The sequence below is a fragment of the Streptomyces hilarionis genome (assembly GCF_024539675.1).
In the GTDB taxonomy this organism is placed as follows: domain Bacteria; phylum Actinomycetota; class Actinomycetes; order Streptomycetales; family Streptomycetaceae; genus Streptomyces; species Streptomyces hilarionis.
Window position 1 is genome coordinate 1 of sequence record NZ_JAHHIT010000102.1, and the last position, 17413, is coordinate 17413.

Annotated in this window: 14 protein-coding genes and 2 pseudogenes; 12 read left to right on the top strand and 4 right to left on the bottom strand. The window is 73.8% G+C overall.

The window, feature by feature from the left end:
* The 3 genes from KMS84_RS24260 to KMS84_RS24270 form a co-directional block, all read left to right on the top strand.
* The coding region (locus tag KMS84_RS24260; RefSeq protein WP_256918552.1) for a DUF5819 family protein at window positions 1-677 on the top strand (677 nt) is incomplete at its 5' end.
* Window positions 674-1966 carry an HTTM domain-containing protein gene (locus KMS84_RS24265; RefSeq protein ID WP_256918553.1) on the top strand — a complete coding sequence of 431 codons (1293 nt, stop codon included), beginning with the start codon at window positions 674-676 and terminating at the stop codon, window positions 1964-1966. The genes KMS84_RS24260 and KMS84_RS24265, both read left to right, overlap by 4 nt.
* On the top strand, window positions 1963-2748 hold the full coding sequence (locus KMS84_RS24270) for a TrmH family RNA methyltransferase (protein ID WP_256918554.1): 786 nt from the start codon (window positions 1963-1965) through the stop codon (window positions 2746-2748). The genes KMS84_RS24265 and KMS84_RS24270 overlap by 4 nt, the downstream gene beginning before the upstream one ends.
* 252 nt (window positions 2749-3000) lie before the next feature.
* Here KMS84_RS24270 and paaN read toward each other — a convergent pair whose 3' ends face one another.
* Window positions 3001-4695 carry a phenylacetic acid degradation protein PaaN gene (gene paaN / locus KMS84_RS24275; protein ID WP_256918555.1) on the bottom strand — a complete coding sequence of 565 codons (1695 nt, stop codon included), beginning with the start codon at window positions 4693-4695 and terminating at the stop codon, window positions 3001-3003.
* 159 nt (window positions 4696-4854) lie between these two features.
* On the opposite strand from paaN, the gene KMS84_RS24280 reads away from it, so the two are divergent.
* Both KMS84_RS24280 and KMS84_RS24285 read left to right on the top strand, forming a co-directional pair.
* Window positions 4855-6369 carry a 3-hydroxyacyl-CoA dehydrogenase gene (locus KMS84_RS24280; RefSeq protein ID WP_256918556.1) on the top strand — a complete coding sequence of 505 codons (1515 nt, stop codon included), beginning with the start codon at window positions 4855-4857 and terminating at the stop codon, window positions 6367-6369.
* Window positions 6366-6998 carry a TetR/AcrR family transcriptional regulator gene (locus tag KMS84_RS24285; RefSeq protein ID WP_256918557.1) on the top strand — a complete coding sequence of 211 codons (633 nt, stop codon included), beginning with the start codon at window positions 6366-6368 and terminating at the stop codon, window positions 6996-6998. Before KMS84_RS24280 ends, KMS84_RS24285 begins: the two co-directional genes overlap by 4 nt.
* A 16-nt stretch (window positions 6999-7014) precedes the next feature.
* Here the strand turns inward: KMS84_RS24285 and KMS84_RS24290 are convergent, their stop codons facing one another.
* Window positions 7015-7470 (bottom strand): Lrp/AsnC family transcriptional regulator, encoded by a 456-nt coding sequence (locus KMS84_RS24290; RefSeq protein WP_069771564.1) that lies wholly within the window; start codon window positions 7468-7470, stop codon window positions 7015-7017.
* Window positions 7471-7888: 418 nt separating this feature from the next.
* On the opposite strand from KMS84_RS24290, the gene pdhA reads away from it, so the two are divergent.
* The 5 genes from pdhA to KMS84_RS24315 all read left to right on the top strand — a co-directional run bounded on the left by pdhA (window position 7889) and on the right by KMS84_RS24315 (window position 13798).
* Entirely contained in the window at window positions 7889-9022 is a 1134-nt protein-coding gene (gene pdhA / locus KMS84_RS24295) for a pyruvate dehydrogenase (acetyl-transferring) E1 component subunit alpha (protein ID WP_256918558.1), read from the top strand.
* Window positions 9022-10026 carry an alpha-ketoacid dehydrogenase subunit beta gene (locus tag KMS84_RS24300; RefSeq protein ID WP_256918559.1) on the top strand — a complete coding sequence of 335 codons (1005 nt, stop codon included), beginning with the start codon at window positions 9022-9024 and terminating at the stop codon, window positions 10024-10026. Before pdhA ends, KMS84_RS24300 begins: the two co-directional genes overlap by 1 nt.
* Window positions 10026-11372: a dihydrolipoamide acetyltransferase family protein gene (locus KMS84_RS24305; protein WP_256918560.1), complete on the top strand. Its 1347-nt coding sequence runs from the start codon at window positions 10026-10028 to the stop codon at window positions 11370-11372. Before KMS84_RS24300 ends, KMS84_RS24305 begins: the two co-directional genes overlap by 1 nt.
* Before the next feature lie 81 nt (window positions 11373-11453).
* Window positions 11454-12407: an NTP transferase domain-containing protein gene (locus KMS84_RS24310; protein WP_256918561.1), complete on the top strand. Its 954-nt coding sequence runs from the start codon at window positions 11454-11456 to the stop codon at window positions 12405-12407.
* Window positions 12404-13798, top strand: a complete 1395-nt coding sequence (locus KMS84_RS24315; protein ID WP_256918562.1) for a molybdopterin molybdotransferase MoeA — start codon at window positions 12404-12406, stop codon at window positions 13796-13798. The genes KMS84_RS24310 and KMS84_RS24315 overlap by 4 nt, the downstream gene beginning before the upstream one ends.
* Before the next feature lie 70 nt (window positions 13799-13868).
* Here KMS84_RS24315 and KMS84_RS24320 read toward each other — a convergent pair whose 3' ends face one another.
* Window positions 13869-14984 (bottom strand): potassium channel family protein, encoded by a 1116-nt coding sequence (locus KMS84_RS24320; protein ID WP_256918575.1) that lies wholly within the window; start codon window positions 14982-14984, stop codon window positions 13869-13871.
* A gap of 121 nt (window positions 14985-15105) precedes the next feature.
* Between KMS84_RS24320 and KMS84_RS24325 the strand changes: the two are divergent.
* Together KMS84_RS24325 and KMS84_RS24330 are read left to right on the top strand one after the other, a co-directional pair.
* A pseudogene (locus KMS84_RS24325) lies at window positions 15106-15804 on the top strand (potassium channel family protein); the annotation flags it as partial.
* A 68-nt stretch (window positions 15805-15872) separates the two neighbouring features.
* Window positions 15873-16853: an NAD(P)H-quinone oxidoreductase gene (locus KMS84_RS24330; protein ID WP_256918563.1), complete on the top strand. Its 981-nt coding sequence runs from the start codon at window positions 15873-15875 to the stop codon at window positions 16851-16853.
* Between the two features lie 23 nt (window positions 16854-16876).
* On the opposite strand, the pseudogene KMS84_RS24335 reads toward KMS84_RS24330, so the two are convergent.
* A pseudogene (locus tag KMS84_RS24335) lies at window positions 16877-17413 on the bottom strand (hypothetical protein); the annotation flags it as partial.

Sequence of the window (17413 nt, forward strand, 5' to 3'; positions counted from 1 at the left end):
GGAGAGGGCCCGACCCCGCCCGTGCGGCGCGTGGCGGGGTCGCGGCCCTCTCCCCCCGCTACCAGGTCTGTGCGGCGCTCGCGCTCGCCGTCGTCGCCGTCGCCGTCTGCCTGCACGTCGGCATGGTGTTCCTGCACGTCGCTCCGTCGAACACGGTCACCAAGGCGCACGGCAAGGCGATCGACGACTGGATCTACCCGGAGTTCGAGCAGAACTGGAAGCTGTTCGCGCCGAACCCGTTGCAGCAGAACATCTCCGTCCAGGTCCGCGCCCAGGTGCGCACCGCGGACGGCGGATCGCGGACCACCGGCTGGTACGACCTGTCCGCGCAGGACGGCCGGGCCATCGACGGCAACCTGGTGCCGAGCCACACCCAGCAGAACGAACTGCGCCGGGCCTGGGACTTCTTCACCGCGACGCACGACAACGACAACCGCTCGGTCGGCGTCCGGGGCGCCCTCGCCGAGACGTACCTGCGCCGCATCGTGGTGCTGCGGCTGGAGCGCGGCGGTCTGACCGCCGGCGGCGGTGTCGTCGAGCGGGTCCAGGTCCGCTCCCGGACCACGAACGTGACCCCGCCGAAATGGAGCACCGAGAAGGTGTCGACGAGCCCGGTGTACCGCGAACTGTCCTGGTGGTCGGTGCCGGACGGCGTGACCGAGGGAGGCACGAGGTGAACCGGTTCTCCTTGTCGGTGTCCGCCGGCATCGCCCGCGTCACGGAGTCGGCCCTCGGGCCGTACCAGAGCGCCGTGGTCCGCATCGGTTTCAGCCTGACCTGGCTGCTGTTCCTGCTGCGCGAGTTCCCCCACCGTGCGGAGCTGTACGGCCCCGACGGCCCCTGGAACTGGGAGCTGGCGCGGCAGCTGATCGACTCCAACGGTGCCTTCACGGTCCTGATGTGGTCCGACGGGCGGGCCTGGTTCGAGCTGGTGTACGCGCTCGCCCTGCTCTCCGGGGCACTGCTGCTGCTGGGCTGGCGCACCCGCACGATGTCGGTGCTGTTCATGGTCGGCGTGCTGTCGCTCCAGAACCGCAGCGTCTTCGTCGGCGACGGCGGCGACAACGTCCTGCACTTGATGTCGGTCTACCTGGTCTTCATGCGCTGCGGCCGGGTGTGGTCGCTGGACGCCCGACGCGCCCGGCGCGAGCAGGAGGCCCGCGCGCGGGGAGAGCGGGTCACGGACCGGGTCGGCCCCGCACTGTGGGCCGCGTCCGGCGCAGTGCTGCTCGCGGTGACCGTGACGGACCGCTTCCACAGCGAGTGGACGATCCCCGCGCTCCTGTGGGCGGCCTGGTGCGTGCACGGACTGTGGTGGGCCGTCGGACGGCTGCGGAGGTCGGCGGAGCCGCGGATCCTCTTCGACGTGATCGGGAACGTGCTCCACAACGGCGCACTGGTCGTGATCATGGTCGAGGCCTGCCTGATCTACGCGACCGCCGGCTGGTACAAGATCCAGGGTTCGCGCTGGCAGGACGGCACCGCCGTGTACTACCCGCTGCACCTGGACTACTTCTCCCCCTGGCCCATGCTCGCCGACCTGCTGTCCGCCAGCGGCACGATGGTCATGATCGCCACCTACGGGACCGTGATCGTGCAGGTGGCCTTCCCGTTCACCCTCTTCAACCGGCGGGTGAAGAACGTCCTGCTGGCGGTGATGATGACCGAGCATGCGGTGATCGCCCTCGTGCTGGGGCTGCCGTTCTTCTCGCTGGCGATGATCGCGACCGACGCCGTCTTCCTGCCCACCCCGTTCCTGCACCGGCTGGGCCGCGGGGCGGCACGCGCGCGTGAACTGATGTCCTCCGACTACGGCCGCGGCAAGGAGAACGACACGGACACCGGCAGCGACGTCGGCGATAGCGGTGACGGTGGTGACGGCAAGGCCGACGGTGGAGGCCCGGCCGGGCCCGGGTCGGCGGACGGGGGAGACGCACCGCCCGCGCGCGTAGGGTTCACGACATGACCGACGCCCTGACCGGCCACGATCCGCTCGGCCGGTGGCACCGGCTCGCCGACGACGCGGTGCTGCTCGACGGCTTTCACGCGCTCAAGCACGCCCTGCGTTTCGGGGCCGAGGTGCCGGTGGCGGTCGCCGTCGACCGGCGCGCGGCCCTCGCCCTCGCCGGGGAACTCGCCCCCGACGTGCGCGGGAGGCTGGACGGGCTGCTGACCGAGGTCACGCAGGCGACGTACGCCTCCCTGGTGCCGCGCCCGCATCCCACCGCGGTCGCCGCCCTGGCCGTGCGGCCCACCCGGGCCGCCAACCTGGAGCGGCTGCGGCGCGCGCCCCGGGCCGCTCCGGTCGTGGTCCTCGACCACCCGCGGAACCTGGGCAACGCGGGAGCGGTCATCCGGCTGGCCGCCGGGTTCGCGGCGACCGGGGTGGTCACCACCGGCACGCTCGACCCCTGGCACCCGACCGTGCTGCGCGGCGGGGCGGGGCTGCACTTCGCGACCGTCGTCGAGCGGGCGACCGTCGACGAGCTGCCCGCCGGTCCGGTGTTCGCACTCGACCCCGAGGGCGACGACATCCGAGGCACCGAACTCCCGGACGACGCCCTCCTCGCGTTCGGCTCGGAGCGCAGCGGGCTCTCCGCCGAACTGCGCGCGCGGGCCGACCGGCTGCTCGCCCTGCCGATGCGCCCCCAGGTCTCCAGCTACAACCTGGCGACCAGCGTGGCGATGACGCTGTACCACTGGAGCGCCCAGGGCGGCCGGCCCACCGGTGGTCCGCCCGCCTCCTAGACGCCCGGCTGGACGGCGGTCCGGTGCGTCGGCGGTCCCGGGGCGGCGGGACCTGGACCGCAGAGACCGCGCGGGTTCCTGGGCCCAGGAGCCGACAGGGCGTTCTGCTGTGGGCGTTCTGCGGTGGACGTCCAGCGGCGGAGGTCCTGCGGGGGAGGTCCTGCGGCCCGCGCGGGCGGCGACGTGCTCGCCGCCCGCCGTCTGCGTGGCCGGCCGGCCACGCGGGACTCAGGACTCAGCCCCGTCAGCCGCTCAGCCCTCCCGGCGGACCTCCACCACCCGGAAGCGGTTGGCGACGAACGCGCCGTCGGTGAGGGCCGCGTTGGCCGCCGGGTTGCCGCCCGAGCCGTGGAAGTCGGAGAACGCGGCCGTCTGGTTGACGTACACCCCGCCCGTGAGGTTGAGGGACAGCTGGGCCGCCTCGTCCAGACAGACCTCCTGGATCGCCTCCTCCACCTCGCCGTCGGTGGTGTACGCCCCGACGGTCATGGCGCCCTTCTCGCGCACCGTGCGCCGCAGCAGGGCGACGGCGTCGTCCGCCGAGTCGACCGCGACGGCGAAGGAGACCGGGCCGAAGCACTCGCTCATGTAGGCGGCCTCGTCGTCAGGCTTCGCGCCGTCCAGCTTGACGATCACCGGGGTGCGCACGACCGCGTCGGGGAACTCCGGGTTGCTCACCTCGCGGGAGGCGAGGGCGACCTCGCCGAGGCCCGCGGCGGCTTCCAGGCGCGCCTTGACGTCCGGGTTGACGATCGCGCCGAGGAGGGCGTTGGCGCGGGCGTCGTCGCCGAGGAGGCCGTCGACCGCGCGGGCGAGGTCGGCGACCACTTCGTCGAAGCTCTTCGGGCCGTCGTCGGTGCGGATGCCCTCGCGGGGGATCAGCAGGTTCTGCGGGGTGGTGCACATCTGGCCGCTGTACAGGGACAGCGAGAACGCCAGGTTGGCGAGCATGCCCTTGTAGTTCGCCGTGGAGTGCACGATCACCGTGTTGACGCCGGCCTTCTCGGTGTAGACCTGCGCCTGGCGGGCGTTGGCCTCCAGCCAGTCGCCGAAGGCGGTGGAGCCGGTGTAGTCGACGATCCTGATCTCGGGCCGGGTGGCCAGCGTCTTGGCGATGCCCTCGCCGGGACGCTCGGCGGCCAGCGCCACCAGGTTCGGGTCGAAGCCGGCTGCGGCGAGGACCTCGCGGGCGACGCCCACGGTCAGCGCGAGGGGCAGCACCGCGCGCGGGTGGGGCTTGACCAGGACCGCGTTCCCGGTCGCCAGGGAGGCGAACAGGCCCGGGTAGCCGTTCCACGTCGGGAAGGTGTTGCAGCCGATGAGCAGTGCGATGCCGCGCGGCACCGGCGTGAAGTCCTTGGTCAGCGCGAGCGGGTCGCGCTTGCCCTGCGGCTTGCTCCACTCGGCCGTGCCGGGGGTGCGGACCTGCTCGGCGTAGGCGTAGGCGACCGCTTCCAGACCGCGGTCCTGCGCGTGCGGGCCGCCGGCCTGGAACGCCATCATGAAGGCCTGGCCGGAGGTGTGCATGACGGCGTGCGCGAACTCGTGCGTGCGGTCGCTGATCCGCTTGAGGATCTCCAGGCAGACCACCGCGCGGACCTCCGCGCCCGCGTCCCGCCAGGCGCGCTGTCCTGCCTTCATGGCGGGCAGCAACTGGTCGACGTCCGCGTGCGGGTACGTCACTCCCAGCTCGACGCCGTACGGCGACACCTCGCCGCCCACCCAGTCGTCGGTGCCGGGCTGGCCGAGGTCGAGGCGGGTGTTCAGGACGGCGTCGAAGGCGGCCTTGCCGGCCGCGGCGTCCAGACTGCCGTTCTCCCCGTAGGCCTTGGGGTGTTCCGGGTGCGGGGACCAGTACGCGCGGGTGCGGATCGCCTCCAGGGCCTCGTCGAGGGTGGGCCGGTGCTGGGCGATCAGAGCGTGCGCGGTCAGTTCGGCGGCGGCCATGCGGGACCAACTCCTCGTCTTGAGAACTCTCCGTCGAGCTCTTGGCCTGGCGGAAACCTGGGCGGGAACAGCCAGTCACCGCTAGAGTAACCGAACGATCGGTCGGGACAAGGGGGCCTGCCGCATCTGTGGAAAACCCCGTGCGGGAGGATCGCGCACATGACAGCACTCGACCTCAGCAGCCCCGTGGCCGTCGTCGGCACCGGCACCATGGGCCAGGGCATCGCCCAGGTCGCGTTGGTCGCGGGCCACCCGGTGCGGCTGTACGACGCCGTCCCGGGCCGGGCCCGTGAGGCGGCCGCCGCGATCGGCGCCCGCCTCGACCGGCTCGTCGAGAAGGACCGCCTCGCGGCCGGCGACCGTGACGAGGCGCGCGCCCGTCTGCACGCCGCCGAAACCCTCGCCGACCTCGCCGACTGCTCGCTGGTCGTCGAGGCCGTCGTCGAGCGACTGGACGTCAAGCAGGAGCTGTTCCGGCAGCTGGAGGACGTGGTCGGCGAGGACTGTCTGCTCGCCACCAACACCTCGTCCCTGTCGGTGACCGCCGTCGGCGGCGCCCTGCGCAACCCCGGCCGCTTCGTGGGCCTGCACTTCTTCAACCCGGCGCCGCTGCTGCCGCTGGTCGAGGTGGTCTCGGGGTACGCCACCGACGTCACCTCGGCCACGCGCGCGTACGAGACCGCCCGCTCCTGGGGCAAGACGCCGGTCGCCTGCGCCGACACCCCCGGCTTCATCGTGAACCGCATCGCGCGGCCCTTCTACGCCGAGGCGTTCGCCGTCTACGAGGCGCAGGGCGCGGACCCGGCCACCATCGACGCCGTGCTGCGCGAGTCGGGCGGCTTCCGGATGGGCGCCTTCGAGCTGACCGACCTGATCGGGCAGGACGTCAACGAGTCGGTGACGCACTCGGTGTGGCAGTCCTTCTTCCAGGACGCGCGCTTCACGCCCTCCCTCGCCCAGCGCCGTCTCGTCGAGTCGGGCCGCCTCGGCCGTAAGAGCGGGCAGGGCTGGTACGACTACCGGGAGGGAGCCGAGCGGGCCGAGCCGCACACCGCGGAGAAGGCCGAGCCGCCCGCCTACGTCGTCGCCGAAGGCGACCTGGGCCCGGCCTCGGAGCTGCTCGCGCTGATCCGCGAGGCGGGCATCCGGGTGCGCGAGGAGGAAGAGGACCACGGCACCCGCCTCGTGCTGCCCAGCGGCGGACAGGTGGCCCTCGCCGACGGCCAGACCTCCGTGGAGTTCCGCGACGTCGTCTACTTCGACCTCGCCCTGGACTACCGCAAGGCCACCCGCATCGCCCTGTCCGCCTCGCAGGACACCGCCCCGCAGACCATGTCCGAGGCGATCGGCCTCTTCCAGGCGCTCGGCAAGGACGTCAGCGTCATCGGCGACGTCCCCGGCATGATCGTCGCGCGCACGGTCGCCCGGATCGTCGACCTCGCGCACGACGCCGTCGCCAAGGGCGTCGCCACCGAGGAGGACATCGACACCGCGATGCGCCTGGGTGTGAACTACCCCCTGGGCCCCTTCGAATGGAGCCGCCGGCTCGGGCGGATGTGGGCGTACTCGCTCCTGGACGACCTGCACGACCGCGACCCCGGCGGCCGCTACGCGCCGTCCCTGGCGCTCTACCGGCACTCCTACGCCACCGAGAAGCGGGAGGGCGCGTCGTGAGCACCGTCAAGCGCGACACCTACACCCCGGAGACCCTGCTCTCCGTCGCCGTCCAGGTCTTCAACGAGCGCGGCTACGACGGCACGTCCATGGAGCACCTCTCCCGGGCGGCCGGCATCTCCAAGTCGTCGATCTACCACCATGTCGCCGGCAAGGAGGAACTGCTGCGACGGGCCGTCAGCCGCGCCCTGGACGGCCTCTTCGGGATCCTCGACGAGGAACACGCGCGCGTGGGACACGCCTCGCACCGCCTCGAGTACGTCGTCCGGCGCATGGTCGAGGTGCTGATCGGCGAACTGCCGTACGTGACGCTGCTGCTGCGCGTGCGCGGCAACACCGACACGGAGCGGTGGGCCCTGGACCGCCGCCGGGACTTCGACCACCGGGTCGCCGACCTGCTGCGGGCGGCCGCCGCCGACGGGGACGTCCGCGGCGACATGGAGGTGCGGCTCGCCACCCGACTGGTCTTCGGGATGATCAACTCGATCGTCGAGTGGTACCGGCCCGGCGGCCGGGGGATGGTCGAGAGCGAGGTGGCCGACGCGGTGGTGCGGCTGGTCTTCGAGGGCCTGCGGACGGCCCCGGCCGGGCCGGACGACCAGGCCGGCCGGACCCGCCCGGCGTCCTGAGGGCCGGGCACGCGGCTCAGCCCTGCGGCTCCAGGTCCTCCTCCTCGAACACCAGCAGGGTGCGGGTGCTGAGCACCTCGGGGATGGCCTGGAGCCGGGTCAGCACCACCTCGCGCAGCGCCCGGTTGTCGGGCGTGTGCACCAGCAGCAGGACGTCGAAGTCGCCTCCGACGAGGGCGATGTGCGAGGCGCCGGGCAGCTGCCTGAGCTGTTCGCGCACCGTCCGCCAGGAGTTCTGCACGATCTTCAGGGTGATGTAGGCGCTCGTGCCCTGCCCGGCGCGCTCGTGGTTGACCCGGGCGCCGAAGCCGCGGATGACCCCGTCGTCGATGAGCCGGTTGATCCGCGCGTAGGCGTTGGCCCGCGAGACGTGGACCCGCTCGGCGACCGACCGTATCGAGGCGCGGCCGTCCGCCTGGAGCATCTGAAGGATGTCCTGGTCGATGGCGTCGAGCGGACGCGCCGGCGGCAGTGCGGCGCCGGCCGGCGGCGGGAGAACCCCCGGCTGTGCGGAGCCGCCCGACGGGGCCGGGCCCCCCGGCGGCGGCGGGCCGCCCGGCTGCGTGGGGCCGCCCGACGGTGCGGGTCCTCCGGGCTGCGCGGGTCCGCCGGAGGGCGGAAGATGGGTCGACGGCGGGGGCCCGCTCGGCGCGGGGCCGCTCGGCGGGAGCGCGGCACCGTTCTGCGGCCCCTCGGCCATTTGTTCAGGTGCCATGTCCCCCCGCCTTCCCAGCATGGACGTACTGCGTCCATCTCAGGCTGTGGAGAACCGTTTGTCCACAGCCTGAGGGGGCCTGTAGCCAAAATGTGCCGACGACCGAACAATCGGTAGGTGAGGCGGGTCACAGCCGACACGCCTCCCGTAGCCGCTTCTCCGAGGAGGTGCCGTCATGACGGTCATGGAGCAGCGGGGCACATACCGGCCGACTCCGCCGCCGGCCTGGCAGCCCCGTACCGACCCCGCGCCGCTGCTGCCCGACGCGGAGCCCTACCGCGTCCTCGGAACCGACGCGGCCGCGCAGGCCGATCCGGAGCTGCTGCGCCGCCTGTACGCGCAGCTGGTGCGCGGCCGGCGCTACAACGCCCAGGCCACCGCCCTCACCAAGCAGGGCAGGCTCGCCGTCTACCCCTCCAGCACCGGCCAGGAGGCCTGCGAGGTCGCCGCCGCCCTGGTCCTCCAGGAGCGCGACTGGCTCTTCCCCAGCTACCGCGACACCCTGGCCGTCGTCGCACGCGGCGTGGACCCCGTCGAGGCACTCACGCTGCTGCGCGGCGACTGGCACACCGGCTACGACCCGTACGAGCACCGGGTGGCGCCGCTGTGCACCCCGCTCGCCACCCAGCTTCCGCACGCCGTGGGCCTCGCGCACGCGGCCCGCCTCAAGGGCGACGACGTGGTCGCGCTCGCCATGGTCGGCGACGGCGGCACCAGCGAGGGCGACTTCCACGAGGCGCTGAACTTCGCCGCCGTCTGGCAGGCGCCGGTCGTCTTCTTCGTGCAGAACAACGGCTTCGCCATCTCCGTGCCGCTCGCCAAGCAGACCGCCGCGCCCTCGCTGGCCCACAAGGCCGTCGGCTACGGCATGCCGGGCCGTCTGGTCGACGGCAACGACGCGGCCGCCGTGCACGAGGTGCTCGCCGACGCCGTGCGCCGCGCCCGGGAAGGCGGCGGCCCGACCCTGGTGGAGGCCGTCACCTACCGCATCGACGCGCACACCAACGCCGACGACGCCACCCGCTACCGCGGCGACGCCGAGGTGCAGACCTGGCGTGAGCACGACCCGATCGAGCTTCTGGAGCGCGAGCTGACCGCGCGCGGGCTGCTCGACGACGAGGCCAGGCAGTCCGCACGGGACGCCGCCGAGACGATGGCCGCCGACCTGCGCGCCCGGATGAACCAGGACCCGGCCCTCGACCCCATGGACCTGTTCTCCCACGTGTACGCCGAGCCCACCGCCCAGCTGCGCGAGCAGCAGGAACTGCTGCGCGCCGAGCTCGAGGCCGAGCAGGAAGGCGCGCACTGATGACGACGGTCGCCCTCAAGCCCGCCACCATGGCGCAGGCCCTCACGCGCGCGCTGCGCGACGCCATGGCCGCCGACCCGTCCGTGCACGTCCTGGGCGAGGACGTGGGCGCCCTCGGCGGTGTCTTCCGGGTCACCGACGGGCTGGCGAAGGAGTTCGGCGAGGACCGCTGCACCGACACCCCGCTCGCCGAGGCCGGCATCCTCGGCACCGCCGTCGGCATGGCCATGTACGGCCTGCGGCCGGTCGTGGAGATGCAGTTCGACGCGTTCGCCTATCCGGCGTTTGAGCAGCTCATCAGCCATGTCGCCCGGATGCGCAACCGCACCCGCGGCCGGATGCCCCTGCCGATCACCGTCCGCGTGCCCTACGGCGGCGGCATCGGCGGCGTCGAGCACCACAGCGACTCCTCCGAGGCCTACTACATGGCGACCCCGGGCCTGCACGTCGTCACGCCCGCCACCGTCGCCGACGCCTACGGTCTGCTGCGCGCCTCCATCGCCTCCGACGACCCGGTCGTCTTCCTGGAACCCAAGCGGCTGTACTGGTCCAAGGACGCCTGGAACCCGCAGGAGCCGACGGACGTCGAGCCGATCGGGCGGGCGGTGGTGCGGCGTACCGGCCGCAGCGCCACGCTGATCACGTACGGGCCGTCGGTCCCGGTGTGCCTGGAGGCCGCCGAGGCGGCGCGCGCCGAGGGCTGGGACCTGGAGGTCGTCGACCTGCGGTCGCTGGTGCCCTTCGACGACGAGACGGTCGCCGCGTCGGTCCGGCGTACCGGCCGCGCGGTCGTCGTGCACGAGTCGGGCTCCTTCGGCGGCCCGGGCGGGGAGATCGCGGCCCGCGTCACCGAGCGCTGCTTCCACCACCTGGAGGCGCCGGTGCTGCGCGTGGCCGGGTTCGACCTGCCCTATCCGCCGCCGATGCTGGAGCGCCACCACCTTCCCGGGGTCGACCGCATCCTCGACGCCGTGGCACGGCTCCAGTGGGAGGCCGGGAACTGATGGCACAGGTGCTGGAGTTCAAGCTCCCCGACCTCGGTGAGGGGCTCACGGAGGCGGAGATCGTGCGCTGGCTGGTCCAGGTCGGCGACGTGGTCGCCGTCGACCAGCCGGTCGTCGAGGTCGAGACGGCCAAGGCGATGGTCGAGGTGCCCTGCCCCTACGGCGGTGTCGTGACCGCCCGCTTCGGCGAGGAGGGCACGGAACTGCCCGTCGGCGCCCCGCTGATCACGGTCGCGGTGGGCGCCCCGGCCGACGACGTCGCCGAAGCCGGGGCCGGCGCCGGGGGCTCGGGCAACGTGCTCGTCGGCTACGGCACCTCGGAGGCGCCCGCGCGCAGGCGCCGGGTCCGCTCCACGCGACCGGAACCCGCCGCCACGGTCACGGTCGACGGCACGGCCCCGACGCTGTCGGCGCCCCCGGCCGCTCCGGCGGCTCCGGCCGAGGCGCCCGGGCCCGTCCCCGTGATCTCGCCGCTGGTGCGCCGGCTCGCCCGGGAGAACGGACTGGATCTGCGCGAGCTCACGGGCTCGGGGCCCGAGGGGCTGATCCTGCGGTCGGACGTGGAGAACGCGCTGAAGGCGGCCGTGCCGCGGGCAGAGGCCACCCAGGCGGTCCCGCAGCCGGCTCCGCAGCCGTCCGGGCCCGCGGCCCTCACCGGCGGCCGCCGCGTCCCGCTCAAGGGCGTACGGGGCGCCGTCGCCGACAAGCTCTCCCGCAGCCGGCGCGAGATCCCGGACGCGACCTGCTGGGTGGACGCCGACGCGACCGAACTGATGCGGGCCCGGGCAGCGATGAACGCGGCCGGCGGACCGAAGATCTCCCTCCTCGCGCTCCTCGCCCGGATCTGCACCGCGGCGCTGGCCCGATTCCCCGAGCTCAACTCCACCGTCGACCAGGCCGCCCGTGAGGTCGTCCAGTTCGACCAGGTGCACCTCGGGTTCGCCGCGCAGACCGAACGCGGTCTCGTCGTGCCCGTCGTCCGTGACGCGCACGCGCGGGACGCCGAGGGGCTCACCGCGGAGTTCGCCCGGCTCACCGAGGCCGGCCGTCAGGGACGCCTCACGCCCGCGGACCTGACCGGCGGCACCTTCACGCTGAACAACTACGGCGTGTTCGGCGTCGACGGCTCCACGCCGATCATCAACCACCCGGAGGCGGCCATGCTCGGTGTGGGCCGCATCGTCCCCAAGCCGTGGGTGCACGAGGGCGAGCTGGCGGTGCGCCAGGTCGTCCAGCTCTCGCTCACCTTCGATCACCGGGTGTGCGACGGAGGCACGGCGGGCGGCTTCCTGCGTCATGTGGCCGACTGCGTGGAACAGCCGGCGGTGCTGCTGCGCACGCTGTGACCGCCGGCGGGTCGCCGCTCTCCGCGCGTTCGCCGTGGTCCCGGGGGCCGAAACCCCGGGACCGGCCCCCATACTCGGGGGGTGACCTCGAACGAGCCCGCCGCCCATGACGCCGTCGTGCTGGCCGGCGGCGGCGCCCACCGGCTCGGCGGCGCCGACAAACCGGGCGTGCGGGTGGGCGGGCGCACGCTGCTGGACCGGGTGCTCGGCGCCTGCGCCGACGCCCGCGCCACCGTGGTCGTCGCGGTCCCCCGCCCCACCGCCCGGCCCGTGCGCTGGACGCGCGAGGACCCGCCCGGCGCGGGGCCCGTCGCCGCGCTGGACGCCGGTCTGCGCCACGTCACGGCGGACGACGTCCTCGTCCTCTCCGCCGACCTTCCCTTCCTCGCGCCGGACGTCCTGCGCCGGCTGCTGACCGCCCTGCGGTCCGGCCCGGCGGAGGGCGTGCTGCTCACCGATGCGGGCGGCCGCGACCAGCCGCTCGTCGCCGCGTACCGCGCGGCCGCGCTGCGCCGCGAACTGGCGGCGCTCACCGCCGCCCACGGCGGCCTCACCGGGCTGCCCCTGCGCCGGCTGACCGCCGGACTCGACCTCGCCCGCGTCCCGGACCCGGTCGGCTCCTTCGACTGCGACACCTGGGACGACATCGCCACCGCCAGGGCCCGTATCAGGGAGCATGACCACGTGCTGGATGAATGGATTTCCGCAGTCAAGGACGAACTGGGCGTCGAGCTCGACGTCGACACCGGCGTCCTCCTCGACCTCGCCCGGGACGCGGCCCACGGCGTGGCCCGGCCGGCGGCGCCGCTGACCACCTTCCTGGTGGGCTACGCCGCCGCGCGGGCCGGGGGCGGCTCCGAGGCCGTCGCCGAGGCCGCCCGCAAGGCCGCCGCGCTGGCCCTGCGCTGGGCCCAGGAGGCCGAGCAGGAGGGCGAACAGCAGGCCGAGGGGGCCCCGGCCGAGGGGCGGGCCGGGCAGGCGCCGGGGACGGACAAGGCCGCCGGGAACGGCGGCCCGGGACCGGACGCCGGATGACCCCCCGCGGCGCCCGGCAGGGCCTCGACGCCGAGGACCTCGACGTCGAGGAGGCGCTCGCCCTCGTGAAGGAGGGCAATGGCTCCGCCCGCCCGGCCGCAGGCCCCCACTCCGCCCGCCGCGAGGGCGCCGCATCGCCGTCCGCGCGGGCCCCGGAGGAGGGCCACCGGGCCGCCGAGGAACATCGCCACCGCGCCACCGCCTGGCCCGAAGCACGGAGGATCGCCGCACGCGCCGCCGGAGCGGCCGCCCGGCCCGCCCCCGTCTCCGTCGGCCTCGGCGATGCCCTGGGCCTCGTCATGGCCGCCCCGCTGACCGCGCTCACCGACCTGCCCTCGTTCGACACGTCGGCGATGGACGGCTGGGCGGTCGCCGGCCCCGGGCCCTGGCACGTACGGGAGGAGGGCGTTCTCGCGGGGAGTTCCGCGCCCGCCCCCCTCGCCGACGGCGAGGCCGTCCGCATCGCCACCGGCGCCCGCATCCCCCTGGACACCACCGCGGTGCTGCGCAGCGAGCACGGCCGCACCGACGACGGCGGTCGACTGCACCCGACCCGCGAGATGCAGCACGGCCAGGACATCCGTCCGCGCGGACAGGAGTGCCGCTCCGGTGACCAACTGCTCCTCGCCGGTGCGGTGGTGACACCGGCGGTCCTCGGGCTCGCCGCCGCCGCCGGATACGACACGGTGACCGTCGTCCCCCGGCCCCGGGTCGAGGTGCTGGTGCTGGGTGACGAACTACTCGCCGAGGGCCGGCCGCACGACGGCTTCATCCGGGACGCGCTCGGCCCGATGCTGCCGCCGTGGCTGCGGTCCCTGGGCGCCGAGGTCATCGCCGTACGCCGGCTCCGTGACGACGCGAAGGCCCTGCTCAAGGCCATCACCTCGTCCGGCGCGGATCTGATCGTCACCACCGGGGGCACGGCCTCGGGACCCGTCGACCATGTGCACCCCACCCTGCGCCGGATCGACGCCGACCTCCTCGTCGACGGCGTCAAGGTGCGCCCCGGGCATCCGATGCTGCTGGCTCGCCTCAAGGAGAACCAGCACCTCGTCGGCCTGCCGGGCAACCCCCTCGCCGCCGTCTCCGGCCTGCTCACGCTCGCCGAGCCGTTGCTGCGCACGCTCGCCGCCCGTGGCGCCCCCGAGCCGTACACGCTGCCGTTGCGGGAGTCGGTGCACGGGCACCCGCACGACACCCGGCTCGTCCCGGTGGTCCTGCGGGGCGACCACGCCGTGCCGCTGCACTACAACGGTCCTGCCATGCTGCGGGGCATCGCGGCGGCCGACGCCCTCGTCGTCGTGCCGCCGGGGGGAGCGCGGGTGGGTCAGGAGGCGGACGTACTCGAGCTGCCGTGGACGACGGCCGGGCTCGGCGCGTGTTTCACGTGAAACGCCGCTGCCTTCGTTTCACGTGAAACACCGGCCGTGTCGATGCCCCACGGTTTCACGTGAAACACCGTCACACCTGCGCTGACGTCGGAGCGGCTCGGCTCACGGTGATCACCCGGTCGCCTGGGTGCAGTTGAGCGAGACGAGGGTCGGTGTAGTCGAGCAGTTCCTTGCCGCGGACGACCGCCACGACCAGGTCCGTGCAGGCGCGGGGGTCCTTGCCGGCCTCCGCCTGGGTGATCGGGCGTTCGGCGAGGTCCAGGCCGCTGCCGATGGTCATCAGGCTCTCCAGCGTCCGGGCCACGGTCGGGCTGACCATCGACACACCGAGCAGCCGTCCGGCGGAGCTGGAGCTGGTGATCACGGTGTCCGCGCCGCTCTGTTTGAGCAGTGGCACGTTCTCGTCCTCCCGGGCTGCGACGACGATCGTGGCGCGTCGGTTCAGCTGCCGGGCGGTGAGGGTGACCAGGGCGGCCGTCTCGTCGAGCTGGGGCGCCACGATCAGCCGCGAGGCGGTCTGGACCTCGGCCTTGACGAGCGTCTCCGAACGGGTGGCGTCGCCCGTGACCGCCACCAGTCCGTCGTCTCCGGCGACCAGCGCGGCCTTGCGCTGAGCGTCCACGACGACGATGCGGTCCTTGGGGATGCCCTGCCCGACGAGGGTCTCCACCGCGTGGCGGCCCTTGGTGCCGTAGCCGACGATCACGATGTGGCCGCTGGTGCGGGCCCGCCAGCGGTGGATGCGGACCTGCTGACGGGTGCGCTCGGTGAGCACCTCCAGGGTGGTGCCGACCAGGATGATCAGGAACAGCACCCGCAGCGGGGTGATGACCAGGATGTTGACCAGTCGGGCCGTGTCGCTGACCGGGGTGATGTCGCCGTAACCGGTGGTCGAGAGGGTGACGGTCGCGTAGTAGGCCGCGTCCAGCAACCCGACGGAACCGTCGGAGTTGTCGTTGTAGCCGTCACGGTCGGCGTAGACGATGAGTGTGGTGACGGCCAGCACCAGGAGCCCCAGGGCCAGTCGCCGCAGCACCTGCTGGAGCGGAGGCGCGCCGACGCGCACGGGCATCGTGATGGAGCGTCCCGCCTCGGCGTCGTCGCGGGCTTCCGTGCGCGAGCGGTACCAGAGGGACCTGAACAGTGAGAACCTGGCCGGGCCGGGCCGTCGTTCGTGGTCCTTCATCGTGTGCCCCCTGCTGACGGTGATCCGATCGGTGGGCACCATGGTTCCCGGCGGGTTCGCGCCCGTCATGAATCAACACGTGTCCCTGGTCCCTCAGATGTTCATGATCCCGGAGGCCCCCTTGCGTGACCACACTGTCGTCGTCGGCTTCGGCACGAAGGGGAGGTCCGCGATCCGGACGGCCTGTGCGGCAGGCCTGCGCAAGGAGCAGGTCGTGGTGATCGACCCGAGCGCGAAGGCGGTCGGCGCGGCGAAGGCCGACGGGTACGAGGGCGTGGTCGGTGACGCGACGCGCAGCGATGTGCTGAGACGGGCCGAGGTGCAGCGGGCGGGACGGATCGTCATCGCCACCCAGCGTGACGACACGGCCGTCCTGGTCGCGCTCACCGCCCGCCAGCTCAACCCGGGGGCGAAGATCGTCGCGGCGGTCCGCGAGGAGGAGAACGCGCCCCTGCTCAAGCAGTCGGGCGCCGACGAGGTCATCACCAGCGCCGGGGCGGCCGGGCGGCTCCTGGGACTGTCCGTGCTCAGCCCGGCGGCGGGCCGGGTGATGGAGGACCTCATCCAGCAGGGCGACGGGCTCGACCTGGTCGAACGGCCCGTCACCAAGGCCGAGGCGGGCCGTGGCCCGCGCGAGACGGCCGATCTGGTCGTGAGCGTCGTGCGGGGGCATCGCGTCCTCGCCTACGACGACCCGGCGATCGGGGTGCTTCAGCCCACGGACCGGCTGGTCTCGATCGTGCGGGTGGGCCCGGACCGGGCGCAGGTCCAGCTCGGCGCTCCGGGGATGCCCGGGGTGCCGCCGCTGCCGCCGGCCTGAACTACGCCGCGGCCGGCCGTCGCTCGACGGCGGCCGTCCCGTCGGGGGCGAGGAGTAGCGTCGTCTCCATGTATGCGATCACGATTCCCGAACCCGGCGGTCCCGAGGCGCTGGTGTGGGACGAGGTTCCCGATCCCGTTCCCGGCGAGGGCGAGGTCCTGGTCGAGGTGGTGGCCGGCGCCGTCAACCGTGCCGACATCCTGCAACGGCAGGGCTTCTACGACCCGCCGCCCGGCGCGTCCCGCTACCCCGGCCTGGAGTGCTCCGGCCGGATCGCCGCGATCGGCCCCGGCGTCTCCGGCTGGAACATCGGCGACGAGGTGTGCGCGCTGCTCGCGGGTGGCGGCTATGCCGAGAAGGTCGCCGTGCCGGCGGGCCAGCTGCTTCCGGTGCCCGACGGCGTCGACCTCCGTCAGGCTGCCGCACTCCCCGAGGTGACCAGCACCGTCTGGTCGAACGTCTTCATGATCGCCCACCTCCGTCCCGGCGAGACGCTGCTCGTGCACGGCGGTTCCAGCGGCATCGGCACCATGGCGATCCAGCTGGCCAAGGCCGTCGGCGCGCGGATCGCCGTCACCGCCGGCACCAAGGAGAAGCTGGACCAGTGCGCCGAGCTGGGCGCCGACATCCTGATCAACTACCGCGAGCAGGACTTCGTCGCCGAGCTGAAGCAGGCCACCGCCGGCGCCGGCGCCGACGTCATCCTCGACAACATGGGCGCGAAGTACCTGGACCGCAACGTCCAGGCCCTCGCCGTCAACGGCCGTCTCGCGATCATCGGCATGCAGGGCGGCGCCAAGGCCGAGCTGAACATCGGCGCGCTCCTCGGCAAGCGGGCCGCGATCAGCGCGACCTCGCTGCGGGCCCGTCCGCTGGAGGAGAAGGCCGCGATCGTGGCGGCCGTGCGCGAGCACGTCTGGCCGCTGGTCGCCGCGGGCCGGGTGCGCCCTGTCGTCGACCGCGAGGTCCCGATGAACGACGCGGCCGCCGCCCACCGGGTCGTCGAGGAGAGCAGCCACATCGGCAAGGTGCTGCTGGTCGCGCCGTAGGCGCCCGGGCCGGCCGCCCGGCGTCAGCCGCGGCGCAGGCGGAGGGCGGCGATCGCGAGGGCGATGCCGAGGCCGACGAGGACCAGTCCGCTGCCGAGCGGCAGGATCTGTAGGACGGGCCCGTCGGCCCGCTCCCCCTGGGCGGCCGCCTGGCGCACCGAGTCCGGCGGCGCCGAGGTCACGGGAACGGGTGCGTCGGCGGGCCGGGACGCGCTGCCGTCGCCGTGGTCGGCGTCGCCGGCCTCCAGCTCGCCGTCCTCCGTGTCCGTGTCCTCGCCGGAGACGTCCTCGCCCTCGGGGTCCTGCGCCGTCGCGTCCTCGCCCGTGTCGGCCCGTCCGGGCCGGGTGCGTCCCTCGCCGGCCCTGCTGCCCGCCCGGTCGGGTTCGCGCGAGGAGGGGTGGGGCGTGGCCGACGCGGGCGCGTCGGCGTACGTCGGGACCCGTCCACGCGCCGAGCCGGCCGCGTACGACGCGACGCTCCCTTCCTCGCCCGTGTCGGCCCGTCCGGGCCGGGTGCGTCCCTCGCCGGCCCTGCTGCCCGCCCGGTCGGGTTCGCGCGA